19 protein-coding genes and 3 tRNA genes are annotated in these 21,837 nt (G+C 60.9%); 8 read left to right on the top strand and 14 right to left on the bottom strand.

Annotated elements, in window-relative coordinates; translation table 11 throughout:
- Positions 1 to 9: 9 nt before the first annotated feature.
- The 10 genes from ACB042_RS02740 to pspA all read right to left on the bottom strand — a co-directional run bounded on the left by ACB042_RS02740 (position 10) and on the right by pspA (position 9,415).
- Positions 10 to 837 carry an ABC transporter permease gene (locus tag ACB042_RS02740; RefSeq protein ID WP_019444920.1) on the bottom strand — a complete coding sequence of 276 codons (828 nt, stop codon included), beginning with the start codon at positions 835 to 837 and terminating at the stop codon, positions 10 to 12.
- A 35-nt stretch (positions 838 to 872) separates the two neighbouring features.
- Positions 873 to 1,841 carry an ABC transporter permease gene (locus ACB042_RS02735; protein ID WP_005346227.1) on the bottom strand — a complete coding sequence of 323 codons (969 nt, stop codon included), beginning with the start codon at positions 1,839 to 1,841 and terminating at the stop codon, positions 873 to 875.
- The gene (locus ACB042_RS02730; protein WP_019444921.1) at positions 1,838 to 2,851 is read right to left on the bottom strand and encodes an ABC transporter ATP-binding protein; all 1,014 of its coding nucleotides are present in this window, start codon (positions 2,849 to 2,851) and stop codon (positions 1,838 to 1,840) included. Before ACB042_RS02730 ends, ACB042_RS02735 begins: the two co-directional genes overlap by 4 nt.
- A gap of 142 nt (positions 2,852 to 2,993) precedes the next feature.
- Positions 2,994 to 4,139 (bottom strand): ABC transporter substrate-binding protein, encoded by a 1,146-nt coding sequence (locus ACB042_RS02725; protein WP_144712756.1) that lies wholly within the window; start codon positions 4,137 to 4,139, stop codon positions 2,994 to 2,996.
- Between the two features lie 197 nt (positions 4,140 to 4,336).
- On the bottom strand, positions 4,337 to 5,260 hold the full coding sequence (locus ACB042_RS02720; protein WP_144712754.1) for a LysR family transcriptional regulator: 924 nt from the start codon (positions 5,258 to 5,260) through the stop codon (positions 4,337 to 4,339).
- Positions 5,261 to 5,450: 190 nt separating this feature from the next.
- Complete coding sequence (locus ACB042_RS02715) at positions 5,451 to 6,482, bottom strand: YcjF family protein (RefSeq protein ID WP_371177735.1); 1,032 nt, start codon at positions 6,480 to 6,482, stop codon at positions 5,451 to 5,453.
- Positions 6,483 to 6,535: 53 nt separating this feature from the next.
- A complete protein-coding gene (locus tag ACB042_RS02710; protein ID WP_144712750.1) occupies positions 6,536 to 7,942 on the bottom strand; it encodes a YcjX family protein in 1,407 nt (468 codons plus the stop codon).
- 145 nt (positions 7,943 to 8,087) lie between these two features.
- Positions 8,088 to 8,492 carry an envelope stress response membrane protein PspC gene (pspC, locus tag ACB042_RS02705; RefSeq protein WP_005333670.1) on the bottom strand — a complete coding sequence of 135 codons (405 nt, stop codon included), beginning with the start codon at positions 8,490 to 8,492 and terminating at the stop codon, positions 8,088 to 8,090.
- Complete coding sequence (gene pspB / locus ACB042_RS02700; RefSeq protein ID WP_005333672.1) at positions 8,489 to 8,725, bottom strand: envelope stress response membrane protein PspB; 237 nt, start codon at positions 8,723 to 8,725, stop codon at positions 8,489 to 8,491. The genes pspC and pspB overlap by 4 nt, the downstream gene beginning before the upstream one ends.
- A gap of 3 nt (positions 8,726 to 8,728) precedes the next feature.
- Positions 8,729 to 9,415, bottom strand: a complete 687-nt coding sequence (gene pspA / locus ACB042_RS02695; RefSeq protein WP_064341193.1) for a phage shock protein PspA — start codon at positions 9,413 to 9,415, stop codon at positions 8,729 to 8,731.
- A gap of 196 nt (positions 9,416 to 9,611) precedes the next feature.
- Here pspA and pspF point away from each other — a divergent pair, with 196 nt between their 5' ends.
- The 6 genes from pspF (at position 9,612) to ACB042_RS02665 (ending at position 16,053) form a co-directional block, all read left to right on the top strand.
- Entirely contained in the window at positions 9,612 to 10,640 is a 1,029-nt protein-coding gene (gene pspF / locus ACB042_RS02690) for a phage shock protein operon transcriptional activator (RefSeq protein WP_371177734.1), read from the top strand.
- A 108-nt stretch (positions 10,641 to 10,748) separates the two neighbouring features.
- On the top strand, positions 10,749 to 12,344 hold the full coding sequence (sapA, locus tag ACB042_RS02685) for an ABC transporter substrate-binding protein SapA (protein ID WP_186301834.1): 1,596 nt from the start codon (positions 10,749 to 10,751) through the stop codon (positions 12,342 to 12,344).
- Positions 12,345 to 12,346: 2 nt separating this feature from the next.
- Positions 12,347 to 13,306: an ABC transporter permease subunit gene (locus tag ACB042_RS02680; protein WP_144712746.1), complete on the top strand. Its 960-nt coding sequence runs from the start codon at positions 12,347 to 12,349 to the stop codon at positions 13,304 to 13,306.
- 35 nt (positions 13,307 to 13,341) lie between these two features.
- Complete coding sequence (locus ACB042_RS02675; RefSeq protein ID WP_144712744.1) at positions 13,342 to 14,235, top strand: ABC transporter permease subunit; 894 nt, start codon at positions 13,342 to 13,344, stop codon at positions 14,233 to 14,235.
- Positions 14,235 to 15,233, top strand: a complete 999-nt coding sequence (locus tag ACB042_RS02670) for an oligopeptide/dipeptide ABC transporter ATP-binding protein (protein WP_005333679.1) — start codon at positions 14,235 to 14,237, stop codon at positions 15,231 to 15,233. The genes ACB042_RS02675 and ACB042_RS02670 overlap by 1 nt, the downstream gene beginning before the upstream one ends.
- Before the next feature lie 34 nt (positions 15,234 to 15,267).
- Positions 15,268 to 16,053, top strand: a complete 786-nt coding sequence (locus ACB042_RS02665; RefSeq protein WP_005333681.1) for an ATP-binding cassette domain-containing protein — start codon at positions 15,268 to 15,270, stop codon at positions 16,051 to 16,053.
- Positions 16,054 to 16,158: 105 nt separating this feature from the next.
- Here the strand turns inward: ACB042_RS02665 and htpG are convergent, their stop codons facing one another.
- From htpG to dauA, 4 genes are all read right to left on the bottom strand, one after another.
- Positions 16,159 to 18,072, bottom strand: coding sequence for a molecular chaperone HtpG (htpG, locus tag ACB042_RS02660; protein ID WP_144712742.1), 1,914 nt, complete (start codon positions 18,070 to 18,072; stop codon positions 16,159 to 16,161).
- Between the two features lie 164 nt (positions 18,073 to 18,236).
- Positions 18,237 to 18,839 (bottom strand): recombination mediator RecR, encoded by a 603-nt coding sequence (gene recR, locus ACB042_RS02655; RefSeq protein WP_019444931.1) that lies wholly within the window; start codon positions 18,837 to 18,839, stop codon positions 18,237 to 18,239.
- A gap of 183 nt (positions 18,840 to 19,022) precedes the next feature.
- A tRNA-Ser gene (locus tag ACB042_RS02650) sits at positions 19,023 to 19,110 on the bottom strand.
- A 183-nt stretch (positions 19,111 to 19,293) separates the two neighbouring features.
- Positions 19,294 to 21,030, bottom strand: coding sequence for a C4-dicarboxylic acid transporter DauA (dauA, locus tag ACB042_RS02645; protein WP_371177733.1), 1,737 nt, complete (start codon positions 21,028 to 21,030; stop codon positions 19,294 to 19,296).
- 487 nt (positions 21,031 to 21,517) lie between these two features.
- On the opposite strand from dauA, the gene ACB042_RS02640 reads away from it, so the two are divergent.
- Positions 21,518 to 21,593 (top strand) — tRNA-Asn (locus tag ACB042_RS02640).
- Positions 21,594 to 21,597: 4 nt separating this feature from the next.
- Positions 21,598 to 21,673, top strand: a tRNA-Asn gene (locus tag ACB042_RS02635).
- The last annotated feature ends 164 nt before the right edge of the window (positions 21,674 to 21,837 follow it).

The raw sequence follows: 21,837 nt of genomic DNA, 5'->3' as shown, positions 1-21,837 counted from the left end.
GTTGAGTCATCATTTGCCACTGCCAGCAACATCATGGGTGTCGCGAGTGAGGTAGTAGGCAAGCAAAATGGGGATAGTGGTGAAGGCCACTATGATGAGGGCCACCACGTTGGTGACCGGCCTGTCTCGGGGACGGATCAGCTCCTGATACATCCAGATGGGCAGGGTGGTCTGCTGGCCCGCCGTAAAGGTGGTGACGATCACTTCGTCAAAACTCAGGGCAAAGGCCAGCATGCCCCCCGCCAGCAGCGCCGTGGCCAGATTGGGCAGGATCACGTAGCGCAGGGTCTGGAAGCCGTCGGCCCCGAGGTCCATCGACGCCTCGATGAGGCTCTGGTTGGTGCGGCGAAAACGGGCCAGCGCATTGTTGTAGACCACCACCACACAGAAGGTGGCGTGGCCGATAACGATGGTCCAGAAGCTGAACGGGATCTCCATCAGGCCGTAGGCCGAGCGCAGCGCGATACCGGTGACGATACCGGGCAGCGCGATGGGCAGCACCAGCAACAGCGACACCACCTCCTGACCGAAGAAGCGGCTGCGGGCAATGGCCCCTGCCGCCAAGGTGCCGAGGATCATGGCTGCCAGCGTCGCCAGCCCCGCTACCTCCAGCGACAACTGGATAGCACGCCACACATCGGGGCGATTGAGGGTCACCTCGAACCATTTGAGGGTGAGCCCGGGGGGCGGAAACTGGTAACTCTTGCTCTCGCTGGTGAAGGCGTAGAGGAAGATAAACAGAATGGGAAAGTGCAGGAACAGAAGCCCGCCGATGGCGGCGTACTTGAGCAGGCCCGAAGGGCGCTCTCCCTGACGGCTCATTGAGCTAGCTGACATGACGGCCTCCTTGCTGCCGGTTCAAAGCGATAGGGTCAAAGCGCATCAAAAGCCCCCAGTCGTTTCGCAATCGCCAGATAGATGGCGATGATAAGGATCGGCACCAGCGAGAAGGCGGCGGCAAAGGGCAGATTGCCCGCCGTTCCCTGCTGCATGTAGACCACCTGACCGATATACATGGTCGAGTTGCCGATAATGCCGGGGATGATGTAATCACCGAGGGTCAGCGAGAAGGTGAAGATGGAGCCCGCCACCACACCGGGCAACGCCAGCGGCAGGATCAGGTTGCGAAAGGTCTGGGCGGGTGTCGCCCCCAGATCGCTGCTCGCCTCCAGCAGGGATCGCGGTATACGCTCCACCGCCGCCTGAATGGGCAGGATCATGAAGGGCAGCCAGACATAGACGAACACGATAAAGGTGCCGAGCCGCGAGAAGGAGAGCGACGGGCCACCTATCACCGGCAAGGAGAGGATGGCATCGAGCAGCCACTCCAGCCCCATGCTGTCCGCCAGCCAGCTCACAACCCCCTCCTTGGCCAAAATCAACTTCCAGGCATAGACCCGTACCAAATAGCTGGACCAGAGCGGCAGCATGATCCCCACATAGAACAGCGCCCGGGTCTTGCCACTGGTGTAGCGTGCCATGTAGTAGGCAACCGGAAAACCGAGCAGGGCGCAGGCCAGGGTCACCAGCAGCGACATGCCGACGGTGCGGCCGATCACATCCAGATTCTCCGGTCGCAGCAGGGCGACGAAGTTTTGCAGCCCCAGCTCGTGGCGCACCTGACCGCTAAACTCGTCCAGCCCGAACAGGGAGTTGGAAAGCAGCATCAGCAAGGAGCCGACATAGATGATGCCGAGCCACAGCAGCGGCGGCCCCAGCAGGATCGCCAGCAGCAGGCCGGGCCGACCATAGAGCAGGGTCGAGAGGCGCCGCAGCGGCCTGAAACGGGCAGGTTCGGGCTGATGGTTCATGGCAAGACTCGCACTGTGAGGGGCACTCATGGCTGCGCCCCCTGATGGGCGCCGCTCAGGCGATGGATGGCCTGCTCCGGCCAGCTGAGGCTGACCCTGCTGCCACGGGCCAGACGGGCCTGCCCCTCATTGGGGTGGTTGACGATGATCTCGAGCTGCTCCCCGAGATCAACCCGATAACGGACGAAGGGACCCAGATACTCCACCTCGCGGATCTCTCCCGACCAGCCCGGCGCACCCGCCTCAGCGAGCCGGATCCGCTCCGGGCGCACCATCATCTGGCTGCCGTCGCCGCACAGCCGTCTGGCCTGCTCCCCTTCGAACAGATTGACGGTGCCAACGAAGCGGGCCACAAACGGCGTCGCCGGAGCGTCGTAGATGGTATCGGGGGCGGCAATCTGCTCGATCTTGCCCTGACTGAAGATGCAGATCCGGTCGCTCATTGAGAGCGCCTCCTGCTGATCGTGGGTGACGAAGATAAAGGTGATGCCCAACTGGCGTTGCAACGCCTTGAGCTCAAGCTGCATCTGCTCGCGCAACTTGAGATCGAGGGCCCCCAGCGGCTCGTCCAGCAGCAGGATGCGTGGCTGGTTGATAAGCGCCCGGGCGATGGCGATGCGCTGGCGCTGGCCGCCGGAGAGCTGGCTTGGGCGGCGCTTGCCGACCCCAGGCAGTCGCACCAGCTCCAGCATCTCGTCCACCTTGCGGTAACGCTGTGCCTTGGCGACCCCCTTGAGCATCAGGCCATAGCCGATGTTGTCGCGCACATCCATGTTGGGAAACAGGGCGTAGTCCTGAAACACGGTATTGAGGTTGCGATCGTAGGGGGGCACGGTGGAGCAGGGTTCGCCAAACAGGCGGATCTCCCCGTCGCTCGGGTACTCAAAGCCCGCGATCATCCGCAGGCAGGTGGTCTTGCCGGAACCGCTCGGCCCCAGCAGGGTAAAGAATTCCCCGGAGGGGATCTGGAAAGAGATGTCGTCGACCGCCTTCACCTCGCCATAGTGGCGACTGACCCGGTCAAATTGTACGGCGTTCATGGGGCGTCCTTGTCTGTACTGGGATGGGCCGACTCCTGTCCGGCCCGCTTGATTATCCGCTCTCGGCAGTCGTGCAGAGGAGGCGCAGCTCCCCTGCCGTTGGCAAGGTGGCAGCGGTTCCGACCACCTTGCTCACCCCACCTTAGCGGCCGCCCAGAATGGCGATATAGTCGGAAACCCAGCGGTAATAGGGCACGCAAGTTCCCTGGCTCTTGCACTGGGAGACCGGAGTGCGCCAGAAGCGAACCCGATCGAAGTTGTCGATACCGTTGGTTTTGCACCCGGTCGGGCCCAGCAGGGCATTGCCCTCACAGGCGGCAGGCACCACAGGCACCGAGCCAAACCAGGCGGCGAGATCCCCCTGCAGCTTGTTGCTCAGGGAGTGCTCCAGCCACTTGTAAGCGCAGGTGAGGTTCTTGGCATCGCTGTGCACCATGCTGGTATCGGCCCAACCGGTCACTCCCTCTCTCGGCACAGTGGTGGCGATGGGCTGCTTGTCGGCGATCAGGGCATTGGCCTGGAACGGCCAGGAGCCTGACGCAACCACCCCTTCGTTCTTGAAGTCATCGATCTGGACGAAAGCATCATGCCAGTAGCGTCCCACCAGCTGGCGCTGCTTGCGCAGCAGATCGAGGGAGGCCTTGTACTGATCCTCGTTCAACTCGTAAGGATCCTTGATGCCCAGGGCGGGCTGATGGGTCATCAGATAGAGGGCGGCATCGGCGATGTGGATCGGGCCGTCAAAGGCCTGCACCCGCCCCTTGTTGGACTTGCCATCCGCCAGGGTCTGTTCCTCGAACACCACGTTCCAGGAGTCCGGTGCCTTGGGGAACACCTTGGTGTTGTACATCAGGATATTGCCGCCCCACTGGTAGGGCACGCCGTAGTGCTTGCCATCCACAGTGTGCCAAGGGGCATTTTGCAGCCGGGGATCAATCTTGCTGTAGCTCGGGATGAGCGCCAGATTGAGCGCCTGCACCTTGCCACCGGCAATCAGACGCAGACTGGCATCACCGGAGGCGGTCACCAGATCGAAGCCCCCCTCGTTCATCAAGGCCACCATCTCGTCCGAGGTGGCCGCCGTCTTGACGCTCACCTTGCAGCCGGTCTCTTTCTCGAATCCGGTCACCCAGTCGTAGTTCTTGTCGGTCTCGCCACGCTCAACGTAGCCAGCCCAAGCCACGATATTGAGCTGGCCTTCACCCTTGCCGAGCTCGGTCGGGGCAGCCTGGGTCTGGCCTGCCAGCAGCGCCGGAACAAGAGCCAGCATCAGAGGGGTCAATTTCATCATGCACTCCTTGCATTGTGTTGACTTGCATCAGGTGAAGGAACGCCACCATGGGCGTTAACATCCTGTTAACCAGCAATGAGCTTAGGGGAGTAGCAATACGATGAATATTTCAATTTTTGGTGGCTCAGGTATCAGCTAAATCGATATCGAGTGCAGATGAATCTGATTTTTGGTGGCTACCCCGCAAGAGATGGCTAGCGAGGGAGCGCCTGACGAGCTCTCAATCGGCTCTGATCCCGTGCGATATCGATAAATTCCCGCGCCGTCCAATCCAGCCGAGAACCACGGCGCCACACCAGACCGATATCGATGGCGGGAATGGGCTCCTTGATGGGGCGCGCCTCGACCCGCTCCTGCTCCAGCGACCAGGGGCGATAGGCAAAATCGGGCAACAGGGCGACCCCGAGCTGGCTCGCCACCAGACTGCGCACAGCCTCCACCGACGCGGTGCGCAGTACGACACGGGGGGAGATGCCGTAGCGGCGCAGGCCGCCACCGATGATCTGATCGAGCTGATCGGCGGTCAGCGAGATCATCGACTCCTCCCCCAGCGCGGTGAGCGAGAGGGTCGACTCGGCACAGAGCGGGTGGTTGGCGGCCAGCCAGAGCCGCAGCGGCGAGCGGGTCAGCAACTCGGTATCAAACGCCTCTTGCCGGATGGTGCGGTTGGTCATCAGGATCCCCACATCCACCTCGCCGTTGACGATCTGGTGCTCCAGAAAAGGCTGTTCATCCTCCTTCACCTCAATCTGTACCGCCGGAAAGGCGCGGCGAAAACGGCCGAGCGCCTCTGAGAGGTAGTAACCCGCCACCAAGGTGGTCACGCCGATGGTGAGTCGTCCCTGATCCTGCTGGGCCACCGCTTTGAGGGAGTGGCTCGCCTCGGTCATAGCGCCGAGAATGCGGCGGGCGTGGAGCAAAAACTGGTGCCCCTGAGTGGTGAGGGTGACGCCGCGCGGATTGCGCTCGAATAGCGGGGCGCCGAGCTCGGTCTCCAGCTCGCGAATGGCGCTGGTCACCGCCGACTGGGAGATATGCAGCTCGGCAGCGGCACGACTCACTGAAAAGCTGTCGGCCACGGCCACAAAATAACGGATCTGGCGAAAGGTAAAGTTCATCGGGCATCCTTGCCGATTGGTACGATGAGTGTGATTGGTAAGATTGGCTGCCAGCTTAACCATAAACGGGCGCCTCGCCAAAACCGGACACTGCTGCCAACTCAATGATCTGCCGATTAAAACCATGCCCCTGCGGCTTGGCGAGCACAACAGGGGCATGGGTCATCGCTGCAAGGTGCAGACAGGGCTATCAGGATTTGTTGAGATACCCCGCCAGCTGGCCGATCAGCCGCTTGCGCAGCTCGCCGAGTTTCGGTTTCTCGTCCGCACACCAGGGCAGCGGACGGCACGCCTCTATGGTGCGCAGGCCAAGGCGAGCGGTGAGCAGCCCAGCCCCCACCCCTTGCGCCGCGCGGGCAGAGAGCTTGGCGGCAAACTCGGCGCCCAGCAAGTCCATCCCCACCTCGGTCACCAGCTCGGTGGCACCGGCGTAGAGCATGTTGCGAAACACCTGACGGATGAGGCGTATGCGGCTCCAGTAGCCGAGCTCGATGGCATAGACATCGGCGATATCCTCGATCATCCGCAGGTTGCGCCACAACATCAGCATCATGTCGACGGTGGCGAGCGGGCTGAGCGCCACCAGAACAGCGGCCTCCCCCGACCATTTGGCCACCCGCGCCTGCGCCAGCTTGTCGCGTTCGCCGAGTACCAGCTGGCTGTAGAGGGTCAGCACTTCCCGATCGCTGTGGCTCTCATCGAGCTGGGCCAGCCAGGTTTGATACCCCTCGCGCCCCTTGTCGCCACTTTTGACCGCCAACCCTTCGCAAAAGGCCTGCCCCTGCCCGACTCCCTGATGAGCAAGCAGATCTTCTGCTCGCGAGCGCACATCCTGACGCCGCTTGAGGGTGCGCAGTCGCAGCCACTCGCGCCCCACCACACTGGCGGTCCCCGCCGCCACCAGCGCCGAGGCCGCCAGCCAGGCGCTGCCCCAGAGCGGGGTGGTGAGGAATTGATCGTAAAGAAAGGCGCCATACTGGCCCAACGAGAGCAGACCGACTGCCCCCAGTCCCCAGGCCAGCAGCCGATGGCGGCGGCGCGGTTTGCTGACGAGGGCGCTCTCCACCTCGGTGAACTCGTCCAGCTCGTCGAAGCGCTCGAAACTCGCCTCCTCCAGCCGCTGGGCCGGTGTGGGCGGTCGCTCGTCACTGGCCACCGTCAAGGCAGGCTCAAGGATCACCTTGCCCTGCAGCGGTGGCCGCTCTTCTATCTGATCGTTCATCGCATTGTTCTCCTGTGCGCAGCCTTCGGCTCAGGTGCCAAGACCGCACACCGTTATTCGAGGTGATCCCCGAGCAGAAACTCCAGCGCTGCATCGAGCCGGATATGGGGCAGCGCCTGATGGGGGCTCATGGGCATGGGGCGAAAAGCCTGAAAATCAAAGCCCTGACTGTTCCACCATTGTGCGGGGGGAATATGGGGCGGCACCTCCCCCGGGAACAGCAGCAGCGGCTCACCGCTCAGGCTGGTGCCACGGATGGCCGGGAACTCGCGGCCATTGGCCACCCCCTTGCCAACTTCCGTCGCCTTGATGGCGGCGAGCGCCAAGCACTCAGTGGTGATCCCCTCAAAACGAGCCTGACCGCGACCGCTGCGTACCAGATGCTGGAGCAGGGAGACCATGGGCGCATGCTGTTCGGGGGTGACGTGATCGGCCTTGCTCGCCACAAACAGCAGCTTGTCGATACGGGGCGAGAAGAGTCGCCGCCACCAGTTGCTCTTGCCGTAGGCAAAGCTCTCCATGATGCGGGCAATGGCCTGCTGCATGTCGCCAAAGCTGGCCGCCCCGGCGTTGAGAGGCTGCAGGCAATCCACCAGCACGATCTGGCGATCAAAGCCGGCAAAGTGCTGCTCATAAAAACCCTGCACCAGATGCTGCTTGTACTGCTCGAAGCGCTGCTTGAGAGTGGCGTAAAGAGTGCCATCAGCGGGCTCGCTATCAGGCATCTCCCACACCCAGGGGACAAATTGCAGCATGGGGGCACCGGCATACTCCCCCGGCAACACGAAACGGCCGGGCTGGATCAGGTGCAGACCCAGCTCCTGTTTGCAGGCATGCAGATAGGCGGTGTAGCGCTCGGCAAGCTCAGCCACCGGCCGCTCTGCAAAAGGTTGCGTTGCCTGCCACCCGGGGGTTAGCCAGCTGGCGGCAAGCGCCTGCAACTCGGGGCGGCGCAGCTGCTCGCGCACCTGTTCGCTCCACTGCTCGTAGCTCATCTCAAGGAGCGGCAAGTCGAGCAGCCACTCCCCGGGGTAGTCCACCAGATCCACGTAGAGGGTGGAGATCTCCCCCAGATGCTTGCGCAGGGGGTGGCGGGTGCGATAGCGAATTTCGAGGCGTACCTCGGCCACGCCGCGGGTGGGTTCTGGCCAGGCAGGTGGGTCGCCAAACAGGGAGTCGAGGCCACGCTCGTAGGCAAAGGTGGGGATGTGGGCATTGAGCTGCGGCACCCGGCGGGCGCCGAGGATGCGCCCTTGACGCAGGGCATCCCACAACGGCAAACGGCCATCGATGGCCGCGTGTTCCAGCTGGTTGACCAGCGCCGTGATAAAGGCGGTTTTGCCGCTGCGAGAGAGGCCGGTCACCGCCAGCCGGATATGGCGATCCCGCACCCGGTTCACCACGTCGTTCGCCTTGTGTTGCAGGCGAGTCAACTTCTGTTCCAGTTTATTGAGTATCAAGGCTTGACCCGTTCTCCCTTGGTGGTTGCATCCGGCGTGCTCAGCCGTGCGAGAGGTCGACCGCTTATCCACGTCTGGATAGTTGTCGTCGATGGTGGATCATCACAGAAGATTCCACCATCGATATTGAGTGCTTGAGCAAGCACTACAGCTTGCGAAACTCCCGCTGCAGGGTGAACTCCCTGGAGGTCACCAGCTTCTCGATCCGCTGAACTCTGGGCTCCAGCGCGTCAAGTTCCTGCGCGATACGGCCCAGCGCCTGATGAGGGGTGATCCCCGCCTGCCAGCTGCGCGCTTTCATCCGCACCTCGGCAAAGTCGGCATCCTCTTGCGAGTAGAGGGTGACCGGCTTTTTGTCGAGCAAGAACCAGGCAGCGATATAGGCGGTGAAGGTAATGAAACCGGCGAAGATAAGGCCACTGATGGCGAGCAGCCGCACGATCCAGGTCTCCACCCCGAAATACTCAGCCAAACCGGCACAGATCCCGGCTATCTTGCCACGCTGGGGATCGCGATAGAGGTTACGCCCTTCACGACTGACACTGCTCATACCTTGTTCCTCCAACCGGGTACTTCCGCATCCAGAATCGACTCCAGCGCGCCCACTCGCTCCTGCATCTTCTCGGTGCGAGCCAGCAGCCCTTGCAGCTGTTCCCGCTCGCTATCGGCAAGACCGGCGCCAATGCGCCCCTTGGCACGATAGTGCAGCACCAGCCAGATGGGGGCCACCACCACCATGAAGACCACCATGGGAACCATCAATACGCCCAGCAGATCTTCCATCTGTTACTCCCCCTGTTTGCCTTCGCTTTTGCTGTCGCCCTGACCCAGCTTCTGGCGCATCGCCTCCAGCTCTTTGCTTATCTGATCGTCCACTTCCAGCTCGGCAAACTGCTGCGCCAGCGCCTTGTCGGACTGACCCAGATCGGCGCGCGCTTCCATTTCGTCGATGCGACGCTCCATCCGCTCAAACTTGCTCACCACCGCCTGGCTCTCGCCACGGGCGACCTGACTCTGCACATTGAGACGGCTGCTGGCCGCTTCGGTGCGAATGGCCATCGCCTTTTGACGGGCGCGGGCATCTTCCAGCTTGGCTTCGAGCTGACGGATCTCTTCACCCAGCTTCTCGATGCCGCTGTCGACCGCTTGCTGCTCGCGGTAGAGGGTCTCTGACAACTCGGTCTGTTTCTTCTTCTCGATCAGGGCGGCGCGGGCCAGATCTTCACGTCCCTTGGTCAGGGCCAGCTCGGCCTTGGCTTGCCACTCGTCGACCCGCTCCTGATGACGGGCGACCTGACGGCCAATCTCTTTCTGGCTGGCGAGGAAGCGGGCCAGATTGGAACGCTCCTTGACCAGCTCGTCCTCCATCTCCTGGATGATCAGGCGCACCATCTTCTGGGGATCTTCTGCCTTGTCGAGCAGGGCCGTCAGGTTGGAATTGATGATGTCGGCCAGACGGGAAAAAATACTCATGATTGCACTCCTGTTATTGGCATGGCGTTGTTTCTCCATTGACAATGGCAACTTGTGTGCCAATCTGGAACAAAATTTAACTTGTTGATTTATATGGGGCAGAATAGCCGGATTGCAAGATGCCTCACGCAAGTGATGATTAAAATCACCAACTTTTGGTAAGATTGACCAGCTTTTACAACTGACAGGGATCACTATGACCACGGCCACGGAAAGCCTGCTGGGGGAATCCAACGCATTTCTCGAGATCATTGAGCAGGCCTCACGGCTCGCCCCGCTGCGCAAACCCGTGTTGATCATCGGTGAGCGGGGGACGGGCAAGGAGCTGATCGCCCACCGCCTACATTATCTCTCGGCGCGCTGGGATCAAAGCTTTGTCACCATCAACTGCGCCACCCTGAGCGAGAGCCTGCTGGAGACCGAGCTGTTCGGTCACGAAGCGGGATCGTTTACCGGTGCGGCCAAGCGCCATCAGGGCCGCTTCGAGCGGGCCGATGGCGGCACCCTCTTCCTCGACGAGCTGGCCACCACCAGCGCCCGGGTGCAGGAGAAGTTGCTGCGAGTCATCGAGTATGGCGAGTTCGAGCGGGTGGGTGGGGCCAAGCCCCTCAAGGTGGATGTGCGGCTGGTCTGCGCCACCAACGAGGATCTCCCTGCGCTGGCCGACAAGGGGCAGTTTCGCCACGATCTGCTCGACCGGCTCGCGTTTGATGTGATCACCCTCCCCCCCTTGCGGGAGCGGCGGGAAGATATCCTGATGCTGGCGGAGCACTTCGCCCACAGCATGACCCGGGAGCTGGGCTATCCGCTGTTTGCCGGTTTCTCGCGCAAGGCAACCCAGCTACTGCTGGATTACCACTGGCCGGGCAATGTGAGAGAGCTGAAGAACGTGGTGGAGCGCAGTATCTATCGTCAAGGCAATCCCCAGCTGCCGCTCTCGACCCTGGTGCTCAACCCGTTTGATTCCCCCTGGCGACCACAGGTCACGCAACCTGCGCAAGAGGCCCGAAGCGAGGTACAATCTGCATCCCCCCTCGCCTTGCCGCTCGATCTCAAGCAGGCGGTGGCGGAGTACGAGATTAATTTACTCAAGCAAGCGATGCAGCTATCCCAGTATAATCAGCGCAAAGCCGCTCAACTGCTGGCCTTAAGCTATCACCAGTTCCGTGGCATGCTACGCAAATATCAGCTGCTGGATGGCGATAACGATGCAGAACAAGAGTGAAGGAGTGCGGGTGATGCCGACTCCAGCAACACGCCAGCCTTCGCGCTGGCACATTTGTATCAAAACGTGCGTACAAAACCCCTATAAGAACATGGTTCAACAATGAGAATGCTCACACCCTTGCTGCTGGGTCTGCTGGTGCTGGTCACCGGCTGCCAGAAGCAACCCGAGGCCTCCAAAACCGGACTCATCTATTGTGCTGAGGGAGCCCCCCTCTCCTTCAATCCCCATGTTTCCAACTCCGGGGTGACACTAGATGCCAGTGCCCGTCCGCTCTACGACCGCCTGCTGGAGGTGAACCCCAACACCCTGGCGCTGGAGCCAGCGCTCGCCACCAACTGGCATGTCAGCGAGGATGGCCTCACCTATACCTTGACCCTGCGCAAGGGGGTGACGTTTCACCATACCCCCTGGTTCAAGCCCACCCGCACTTTCAATGCCGATGATGTGGTCTTCACCTATGCCCGCCAGCTTGACGAGCAGCACCCCTATCACAATGTGTCCGGCGGCGATTACCCCTACTTCTACAGCCTGGGGCAAGATCTGCTGATCAAGCGGGTGAGCAAGAAGGGGCCGCAGACGGTGGTATTCGAGCTGAATCAGCCGAACGCCTCCTTCCTCGCCACCCTGGCCAGTGACTATGCGGTGATCCTCTCCGCCGAATACGCCGAGCAGATGTTGCAGGCGGGCACGCCGGCCCTGCTGGATAGCCGCCCCATCGGCACCGGACCGTTCAGCTTCAAGGAGTATCGCCACAACGAGTTCATCCGCTATCTGCGCCACCCCGGCTATTGGGGCGGCGATGCCAAGATTGAACAGCTGGTCTACGACATCACCCCCAAATCCGCCAAACGGCTGGCCAAGCTGCTGACCGGCGAGTGCGACGTGATGAGCACCCCTTCCGCCAGCCAGCTCTCGGTGATCAAGCAAAATCCGGCGCTGAGCCTCTCGGTCCAGTCGGGGATGAACGTCGCCTTTTTGGCCCTCAATACCCGCAAGCCGCCGTTCAACAACGTCAAGGTGCGTCAGGCCATTGCCAGCGCCATCAATATCGACAACCTGCTTCAGGCGGTCTATTTCGATACAGGTCTGCCCGCCAACAGCCTGCTGCCGACCCTCTCATGGGGGTACAACCCCAGCCTGCCCGAGCGCAAGCCCGATCTGAAACGGGCGCGCCAGCTGCTCAAGGAGGCGGGACTGGAGAAAGGGTTCGAGATGCAGGTGCTGGTACAACCGGACGCCCGCCCCTACAACCCGGATGCGGTCAAGACTGCCCAGCTGATCCGCAGCGATCTGGCCAAGGTCGGGATCAAGCTCAAGATCGTGCAACGGGAGTGGCCGGTGATCGAAGGGCGCCTCACCAAGGGGCAGTACGACAGCTTGCTCTCCGGCTGGATTGCCGACAACGCCGACCCGGACAACTTCTTCCGCCAGCTGCTGAGCTGCTCGGCAGTGGAGCGCGGCAACAACTACAGCCGCTGGTGCAGCCCGGCCTTCGACCAGCTGCTGGATGATGCGGTCACCACGCCCCAGCTCTCGTTCCGGCTGCGTAACTACTACTATGCCCAGACCCTGCTTAACGAACAGCTGCCGCTGATCCCGCTGGCGCACGCCTTGCGTACCCAGGTCAGCCGCAGCGACATCGAGGGGCTGACGCTGATGCCCTTTGGCGGCACCTCCTTCAACCAGGCTCACAGGGAGTAAGCATGCTTCTATACACCTTGCGCCGCATCAACCTGCTGCTTATCACTCTGCTGGCGCTGACCTTTGTCGCCTATCTGCTGGACTATCGGCTGATCGGCCATCAGCTCAGCTTCTGGAGCGGCTATCCCGACTTCCTGCGCCGCATTTTCGCTGGTGACCTGGGGCTCTCCAGCGTCTCCGGGCTACCGGTGCTGGACGAGATCCGCCACTACTTCCCGACGACCCTGATCCTCTGTCTGGCGGCGTTCGCCATCTCATTGCTAGTGGGCATTCCCCTCGGCACCCTGGCGGCCCTGTCACAGGGCAAGACGCTGGATCTCTCCATCATGACTGCCGGTCTTATCGGCTATGCGGTGCCGGTGTTCTGGCTGGCGCTGCTGGTGGTGATGCTCTTTTCGCTGGATCTCGGCTGGTTGCCAGCCTCCGGGCAGATCAGCCTGCTCTACGACGTCCCCCCCATTACCGGCATCGCGGTGATCGATGTGCTGCTCAGCAACGAACCCTGGCGGCAAGCGGCGCTGCACGATGCCCTGCGCCACCTGATTCTTCCGTCACTGGTGCTGGCGGTGGTGCCCACTACCGAGGTGATCCGCCATGTGCGCAGCTCCCTCATCGACGTGATGAAGCAGAACTACATCAAGGCGGCAGCGAGCCGGGGCCTTTCCAAGGCGCAGATCGTCTGGCGCCATGGTCTGAAGAACGCCCTGCCGCCGGTACTGCCGCTGCTGGGTCTGCAGCTAGGCAGCGTACTCACCTCCGCCATGATCACCGAGGTGGTGTTCGAGTGGCACGGGATCGGCCGCTGGCTCATCAGCAGCATCGCCCTGCAGGATTACGCCGCTATTCGCGGCGCGACCCTGGTGGTCGCCAGTTTCGTGATCCTGACCAGCGTCAGCACCGAGTTGCTGACCACCCTTATCTATCCGGCACGGCGCAAAGAGTTGTATGCCAAACAAGATTGAACGCGCTCATGGCGTGACCAGGAGCCAGGTATCCTATGCAAGATAAATCGAACATCTATCCCGAGCTCAAGATCCTCTCGCCCCTTGAGCAGACGTGGACCTCCTACAGCCGCAATCCGCTGGCGATGGCAGGGCTTTGGTGCTTTTTGCTGTTGCTGCTCATCACGCTGGTGGGGCCGCTGGTCGTCCCCTACGGCATCGATGAACAGCACACCGACAAGCTGCTGCTCGCCCCCTCCTGGGCGGCAACCGGCAACATCGACTACTTCCTCGGCACCGACGATCTGGGGCGCGACATGCTCTCCCGGCTGGTGGTGGGGGCGCGCCTCACCTTCGGCTATGCGCTGGTCGTGGTGGTGATCGCCATGGTGGTGGGCTCCGCCATCGGTATCCTCGGCGGGATGAGCAAGGGGCTTAAATCGAGCGTGCTGCACCACCTGCTCGATACCCTGCTCTCCATCCCCTCCCTGCTGATGGCCATCATCATGGTCGCCATCATGGGGCCGGGTTTTGGCAATACCCTGATTGCCATTACGCTCGCTTTGATCCCGCCCTTTATCCGGGCCACCTATAACGCAGTGCATGCCGAGATGCAGAAGGAGTACATCACCGCCAGCCGCCTCGATGGCTCGCCTCCCTTCCGGATCATGCGGCTGGCTATTTTGCCCAACATTGTCGAAACCCTGGTGGCCCAGACCACCCGCACCTTGTCGGCGGCCATTCTCGATATCTCGGCGGTCGGTTTTCTTGGCCTCGGCGCCCAATCTCCCCAACCGGAGTGGGGCACCATGCTGGCCGATTCGAGCGACCTTATCTATCTCGCCCCCTGGACCGTCACCCTGCCCGGCATCGCCATCCTGTTCAGCGTGCTGGTGACCAATTTAGTTGGTGAAGGCATTCGCGAAGCACTCAAAGAGGGGAATGACTGATGCCGCTGCTCGATATTCGCAATCTCACCATCGAGATCGACACCCCGCAAGGCAAGGTCAAGGCGGTGGACAAGGTGAGCCTGACCCTGACCGAGGGGGAGATCCGCGGTCTGGTGGGTGAATCCGGCTCCGGAAAAAGTCTGATCGCCAAAGTGATCGTCGGCATCGAGAAGGACAACTGGACGGTTCGTGCCGACCGGATGCGTTTCAACGACATGGATCTGCTGACCATGGCTCCCAAGGAGCGCCGTCGCATCATGGGTCGCGAGATCGCCATGATCTTCCAGGACCCCATCAGCTGTCTCGATCCCTCCGAGGAGATCGGCACCCAGCTGGAAGAGGCGATCCCGACCGATTCGTTCGAGGGACAATTCTGGCAGCGCTTCCAGTGGCGCAAGAAGAAAGCCATCGCCCTGCTGCACCGGGTAGGCGTCAAGGATCACCGCAAGGTGATGCGCGCCTATCCCCACGAGCTGTCGGATGGCATGTGCCAGAAGGTGATGATCGCCATGGCCATTGCCAACCAGCCGCGTCTGCTGGTAGCCGACGAGCCCACCAGCGCCATGGAGTCCACCACCCACTCCCAGATCCTGCGACTGCTGGACAAGATGAACAAGCTGGGCAATACCACCATCCTGATCATCAGTAACGATATCGCCGCCATCGCCAACCTGACCGATACCATCAACGTGATGTACTGCGGCCAGATGGTGGAGGTAGGCACCCGGGAGCAGATCCTCGAGACCCCGCATCACCCCTATACCGATGCCCTGCTCAAATCGATCCCCGACTTTGACAAGCTGGTGCGCCACAAGTCGCGCCTAGAGACCCTGCCCGGCGTCATCCCGCCGCTGCAACACCTGCCCATCGGCTGCCGTCTGGGGCCGCGCTGCCCCTATGCCCAGAAGCAGTGCGTGCAGACTCCGTTGATGAACAAGATCAAGGGCCATCAGTTCAGCTGCCACTTCCCGCTGAACATGGAGGAGCCAAAAAAATGATGACCGTTAATGCCCCCATGAAGGAGCCCCGCTTGTGATCGAGCCATCCCTGTTGCAGGTCAGAGGCCTTAGCAAAACCTACCAGAACCGCACCGGTCTGTTCCGTCGTCAGGCGGTGGAGGCGATCAAGCCCCTCTCGTTCGATCTCGAAGTGGGTCAGACCCTCGCCATCGTCGGCGAGGCAGGCTCCGGCAAGAGCACCCTCGCCCGCATTCTGGCTGGCATGATCGAACCCACCAGCGGTGACATCGCCATCGACGGCCAGCTGATGGTGCATGGCGATTACCAGACTCGCTGCAAACTGCTGCGGATGATTTTTCAGGATCCCAACACCTCGCTGAACCGCAAGATCCGGGTCGGCCAGATCCTGGAAACCCCACTGCGCCTCAACACCGAGATGACTGAAGAGGAGCGCCGCGAGAAGGTGGTGCAGACCCTACGTATGGTGGGGATGCTGCCGGATCACGCCCTGTTCTATCCGCAGATGCTCTCCTCCGGTCAGCAGCAGCGGGTGGCGCTGGCGCGGGCACTGATCCTCAACCCCAAGATAGTGGTGGCCGATGAGGCACTCTCCACCCTGGATATCTCGGTGCGCTCCCAGATCATCAACCTGCTGCTGGAGATGCAGGAGACCATGGGACTGAGTTATGTGCTGGTCGCCAACGATCTGGGCATCGTCAGCCATATCAGTGACGAGGTGCTGGTAATGCACGAAGGGCGGGTGGTGGAGCGCGGCAAGACCCTCAAAGTGTTTGCCGATCCCCAGCATGAGGTGACCCGCCGTCTCATCCAGAACTACAACAACGAATACCGCAAATAGAGAGGCGCTGGCCACCTCCCTCACCGCTGTGTTTCGCCGAGCTCACACGGCGAGATCAAAAAAGCCCACTGCATGCAGTGGGCTTTCTGTTACCGGCGTTGCTGCTTAGGCTTGCAGCAACAGACGGTTGATACGGGAGACGAAGCTCGCCGGATCGTTCAGCCCGCCCTGCTCGGCCAGCTGGGCCTGTTCATGCAGCAGGGTGACCCACTCACCGAACAGAGCTTCGTCGTCAATGGTGTCGAGTTTCTTCACCAGCGCGTGATCAGGGTTGAGCTCCAGAATGTACTTCTGCTCCGGTACCGGCTGGCCGGCCGCGCGCATCAGCTTGATCATCTGAGTGCTCATACCGTAGGCGTCGGTGACGATGCAGGAGGGGGAGTCGGTCAGACGGTGAGTGACACGCACCTCTTTCACTGCATCGCCCAAGCTCTTCTTGACCCGCTCAACCAGACCGGCGTTGGCCTTCTCGGCCTCTTCCTGGGCCTGCTTAGAGGCTTCGTCTTCCAGATCGCCGAGATCCAGTTCACCACGGGTGACGGAGATAAGCTGCTTGCCGTCGAACTCGGTCAGGTGGCTCATCAGCCACTCGTCCACGCGCTCCCACATCAGCAGCACTTCGACACCCTTCTTGCGGAAGATCTCGAGGTGCGGGCTGTTCTTGGCAGCGGCATAGGAGTCGGCGGTGATGTAGTAAATCTTCTGCTGACCTTCCTTCATGCGACCAACGTAATCCTCGAGAGAGACGGTCTGGGCTTCGCCCTCGCCAGCGGTGCTGGCAAAGCGCAAGAGCTTGGCGATCTCTTCACGGTTGGCGTAATCCTCGGCCGGGCCCTCTTTGAGCACGTTACCGAACTCTTTCCAGAACTTGGCGTACTTCTCGGCATCGTCTTTCGCCAGCTTGGAGAGCATGGTCAACACGCGCTTTGAGCAAGCCTTGCGCAGGGAGGCGGTCACCTTGTTGTCCTGCAGGATTTCACGGCTGACGTTGAGCGGCAGATCGTTGGAGTCCAGCACCCCTTTGACGAAGCGCAGGTAGGTCGGCATAAACTGCTCGGCATCGTCCATGATGAAGACGCGCTGCACATAGAGCTTCAGACCGTGCTTCTGCTCGCGGTTGTAGAGGTCGAACGGTGCGCGGGCCGGTACGTAGAGCAGGCTGGTGTACTCTTGCGCCCCTTCCACCCGGTTGTGACCCCACAGCAGCGGATCTTCAAAGTCGTGGGCGACGTGCTTGTAGAACTCCTGATACTCCTCGTCCTTGATATCTTTCGGGTTGCGGGTCCACAGTGCCGTGGCGCGGTTGACCTGCTCCCACTCGCCCGGGGTGCCGACGATGGTCTCGCCATCCTCTTCCCGATCAGGGGTGCCCTCTTTGAACATCTCGACCGGTACGCTGATGTGATCGGAATATTTGCCCACCACGGAGCGCAGACGCCAGTCGTCGAGGAACTCGTCCTCTTCGGCACGCAGGTGCAGGATGACATCGGTACCGCGACCTTCTTTGGTCACATCAGCGACGGTGAAGGAGCCTTCCCCTTCCGATTCCCACTGTACGCCCTGCTCCGGAGCAGTACCGGCGGCACGGGAGACCACGGTCACCTTGTCGGCCACGATAAAGGCGGAGTAGAAACCGACCCCGAACTGGCCGATCAGCTGGGAATCCTTACCCTGATCGCCGGAGAGGTTTTTGAAGAATTCTGCGGTGCCGGACTTGGCGATGGTACCCAGGTGCTCAATCACCTGATCACGGGTCATACCGATCCCGTTATCGGAGATGGTCAGGGTACGCTTCTCTTTGTCCACCACCAGACGCACACGCAACTGGCCGTCGTTTTCGAACAAAGAGGCATCGGAAAGCGCCTTGAAGCGCAGCTTGTCCGCCGCATCGGATGCGTTGGAGATCAGCTCGCGCAGGAATACTTCTTTGTTGGAGTAGAGGCTGTGAGCCATCAGGCTCAGCAGTTGTTTGACTTCAGTCTGAAAGCCGTGGGTTTCGGCATGAACACTTTGGGTCATGGACCAATCCTCAGAAACATCGGGTTGAACATATGCCCAACCTAGATGGGGACAGGGATCCAAATATCAAGGGGGCGAATGTGCAATCCTGCTCATTCGCCCCCTGTTGGCGTGTAACCGCCGATTTTATGTTCAGTTTTTCGCGACTTGCCGCCACCCGCCCCTTACTTGAGGCGCTGGCGTCCCATCAGGGAGTGGGAGAGCGTGGTGCCATCCACCAGCTCCAGCTCGCCGCCCACCGGCACCCCGTGGGCTATGCGGCTCACCTCTACCCCGGCCGCACGGGCCATGTCGGCGATATACCAGGCGGTGGCATCTCCCTCGATGGTGGGGTTGGTGGCGAGGATCAGTTCGCTGATGTGCTCTTCCTTCAACCGGCGCTCGAGAATATCGAGCCCCAGCTCCTCCGGGCCGATGCCGTCCAGCGGCGACAGATGACCCATCAGCACAAAGTAGCGACCGGAGAACTGGCCGGTCTGCTCGATGGCGGCCACGTCCGCCGGGCTCTCCACCACACAGAGCAGGCCATTCTCTTCCCGCTTGGGATTGGCGCAGATATCGCAGCGGTCGTTCTCGGTAAAGGTGCGGCAGTGGCTGCAGTGACCGATCTCGGTCAGGGCGCGAGAGAGCAGCTGGGCCAGCCGCAAACCGCCGCTGCGCTCACGCTCGAGCAGGGTAAAGGCCATCCGCTGGGCAGACTTGGGCCCCACCCCCGGCAATACCTGCAGGGCTTTCATCATCTCATCGAGCAGGGGACTGAACTTCATAACACTCCTTACACAGGCCTGCCCTCGCCACCACCAGGGCCACGACGGGTCAGCAAAACAGGATAACGCCATTGGCGCAGGACTATACCCGAGCCGGCCCCCCATAGCCATCGGCTTGCCCACAGCGCTCGCAAAAACGCGGATAGCAAAAAGCCCTGATGGAAACATCAGGGCTTTGCAATTTGGCGGTGAGGGAGGGATTCGAACCCTCGATACGTTGCCGTATACACACTTTCCAGGCGTGCTCCTTCAGCCACTCGGACACCTCACCAAATTTTTGCTCACTGCTTTATGTGCTTGAGCTGCACATTCACTGGCGGACCATGCCGCGGCGACGGGGCGTAATGTAAGGGATACGATGGCTTTTGGTCAATGCAATTTTTTACTTTTTGCGTTCGTTTGCTCAATATCCGAACCAAGTGACCAAAAATATGCCGTTTCGTATCCCTTTCAATCAATTTACTGCCGCTTCGTGCAAAGGTTCACCTTTGAGCGCCTCTTCCAGCGAGCCGTAAAATTCCAGCTTGCCGGGCTGCGGCCGCACCTTGGCACGGGCCAGGGTCTTGAGCGGTTGGAACTGCAACTCGGCCACCCGCAACTCGACACCGGCTTTAGCCATCTGCTTGCCAAAGTGGAGGAAGGCAGACAGACCGCCCGCATCGAGGATGGAAACCGCCTCCATCTGCAACACCAGCACCTGGTGCCCTTTCACTTGTGATTCCAGCTCGGCAAAGACCCGTTCGGCCGCTGCGAAGAAGAGCGGACCGTTGATCTTGTAGAGCAGGCCGTTGTCCGGCACCTCGTGGGCATAGCGTTTGTGCTCGGCCAAGTCGTGCAGTTTGGTCATCTTGGCGATTTCGCGCATAAAGAGCAGGGATGCCAGGATCACCCCGAAGGTGATGGCGATGACCATGTCGAAAATGACGGTGAGTGACAGGCAGACCAGCAGTACCAGCACATCGGATTTGGGCGCGCGACGGATCAGCTCCACCACCTTGTGCGCTTCACTCATGTTCCAGGCCACGATGAGCAGCAAGGCAGCCATGGCCGAGAGCGGCAACCAGGAGAGCCAGGGGGCCAGCACCAGAATGGCAGCCAGCACCACCAGCGCATGAACAATCCCCGAGATAGGGGACGTAGCGCCGGCACGCACGTTGGCGGCAGAGCGGGCGATGGCGGCGGTAGCGGTAATGCCGCCAAAGAAGGGAGCGAAGATGTTGCCAAGCCCCTGCCCTACCAGCTCGGCGTTGGAGCTGTGTTTGCGACCGGTCATCCCATCGAGCACGACAGCGCAGAGCAGCGACTCGATCGCCCCCAGCATTGCCATGGAGAAGGCGGCAGGCAGCAGCCGCTCAACAGCCGCCAGGTTCCATTCAACTGGCAAGCCATCCGGTCCGGGCAAGGCCCAGGGCATCACCAGGGTCGGTGCGATGGGCGGGATCCCCATCCCCTGGGTGCCATCGGCCAGGGTATAGCTGAACTTGCTGCCGATGGTGGCCACATCCACCCCAAAGTAATGGAGGCCAAAACCCAGACCCACCCCGACCAGCACCGCGGGCAAGTGGCCGGGCACCGGCAGACGCAGGCGCGGCCAGAGCAGCAGCACAGCCAGCGTTGCGACCCCCACCAGGGTATCGCCCCACTGCCAGCTTGGCAGGGCGGCGGCCAGCGCCTCGACCTTGCCCAGATAGGTTTCCGGCATCTCGGGCACGCTCAGGCCAAAGAAGTCCTTGATCTGCAAGGTGGCGATCACGATGGCGATACCACCGGTAAAGCCCAGTGTCACTGACGGGGGAATGTACTCGATAAGGCGGCCAAGACGGGCCATCCCCATCGCCACCAGAAAGAGGCCGGAGATGAGCGTCGCCATCAACAGACCACCAACCCCGAACTGCTGGGCGACCGGGTAGAGGATCACCACAAAGGCAGCGGTCGGGCCGGAGATGGAGTAACGGGAGCCACCGGTCACGGCGATCACGATACCGGCGATGATGGCGGTATAGAGACCGTGTTGCGGCGGTACACCGCTGGCGATGGCCAGCGCCATGGCGAGCGGGATGGCGATGATGCCCACCGTCACACCGGCGATAAGATCACGGCCGAAGCGGGCCATGCTGTAGGGTTCATCAATACAGGACTGGCGTAAGGCTATGGCGAGCTTCACGCTATTTAAAGAGGCTTGCTTGTGCATGTATATCGTAATACCAGAAGAGGGAGATAAAGGCCGGAGAGATCCGGCGCCCGATCATCATCAAGGGCCGGCAGGGCTGTCGACGCGGCGATGGTATCCTGCGTAACCTTACTCCAGACGGGCCATTTTTTCGATGGGCAGGATCAATGAAACGCGCGCTCACCCATTATTTGGCCTATTTGCCGCCAAATCGCCGATCTTGGCTCCTGCTCTCCCCCTTTTTGCCACAAAGATTACCATTTGAGCCTCGCCTGGTTACCAGCACGTTCGCGACATCATGCTGGCATCATCAGGTTGATGCGAACCGAACCAATATTCCCGGCATCAGTTGGCCAATGCGATGGCAAGGGACTGATTGTGCTGAAAATAAACCGCAAAGCGCAACTTTTGGGCAAACAGTCCGAAAATCCGGTTTTCGGGAAATTCGCGGGTTGACACCCGCCGCCCTGGTCATTAATATTCGCCCCGTCTTAACGAGACAGGCAATTCCTCCTTAGTTCAGTCGGTAGAACGGCGGACTGTTAATCCGTATGTCACTGGTTCAAGTCCAGTAGGAGGAGCCACTTTTCCCTCGTAGTTCAGTCGGTAGAACGGCGGACTGTTAATCCGTATGTCACAGGTTCAAGTCCTGTCGAGGGAGCCAAATTCTAAAGCCCAGCATTTTGGCTGGGCTTTTTCGTATCTGTTTCTCCATTGTTTCAAGCTGAGCCAGCTATCCCTCAATGCTTGCTCTGTCACATTCCCCTCGCAGTGAACGATCCACTCTCCCTATTTTCTCTCAACTCAAATTCGACTAACTTCCAAAAC

The sequence above is a fragment of the Aeromonas sp. S13(2024) genome (assembly GCF_041402405.1).
Taxonomy (GTDB): Bacteria; Pseudomonadota; Gammaproteobacteria; order Enterobacterales; family Aeromonadaceae; genus Aeromonas; species Aeromonas veronii.
Note: the sequence above shows the minus strand (reverse complement) of the source record. Positions and strands in the feature narration are given on the sequence as shown.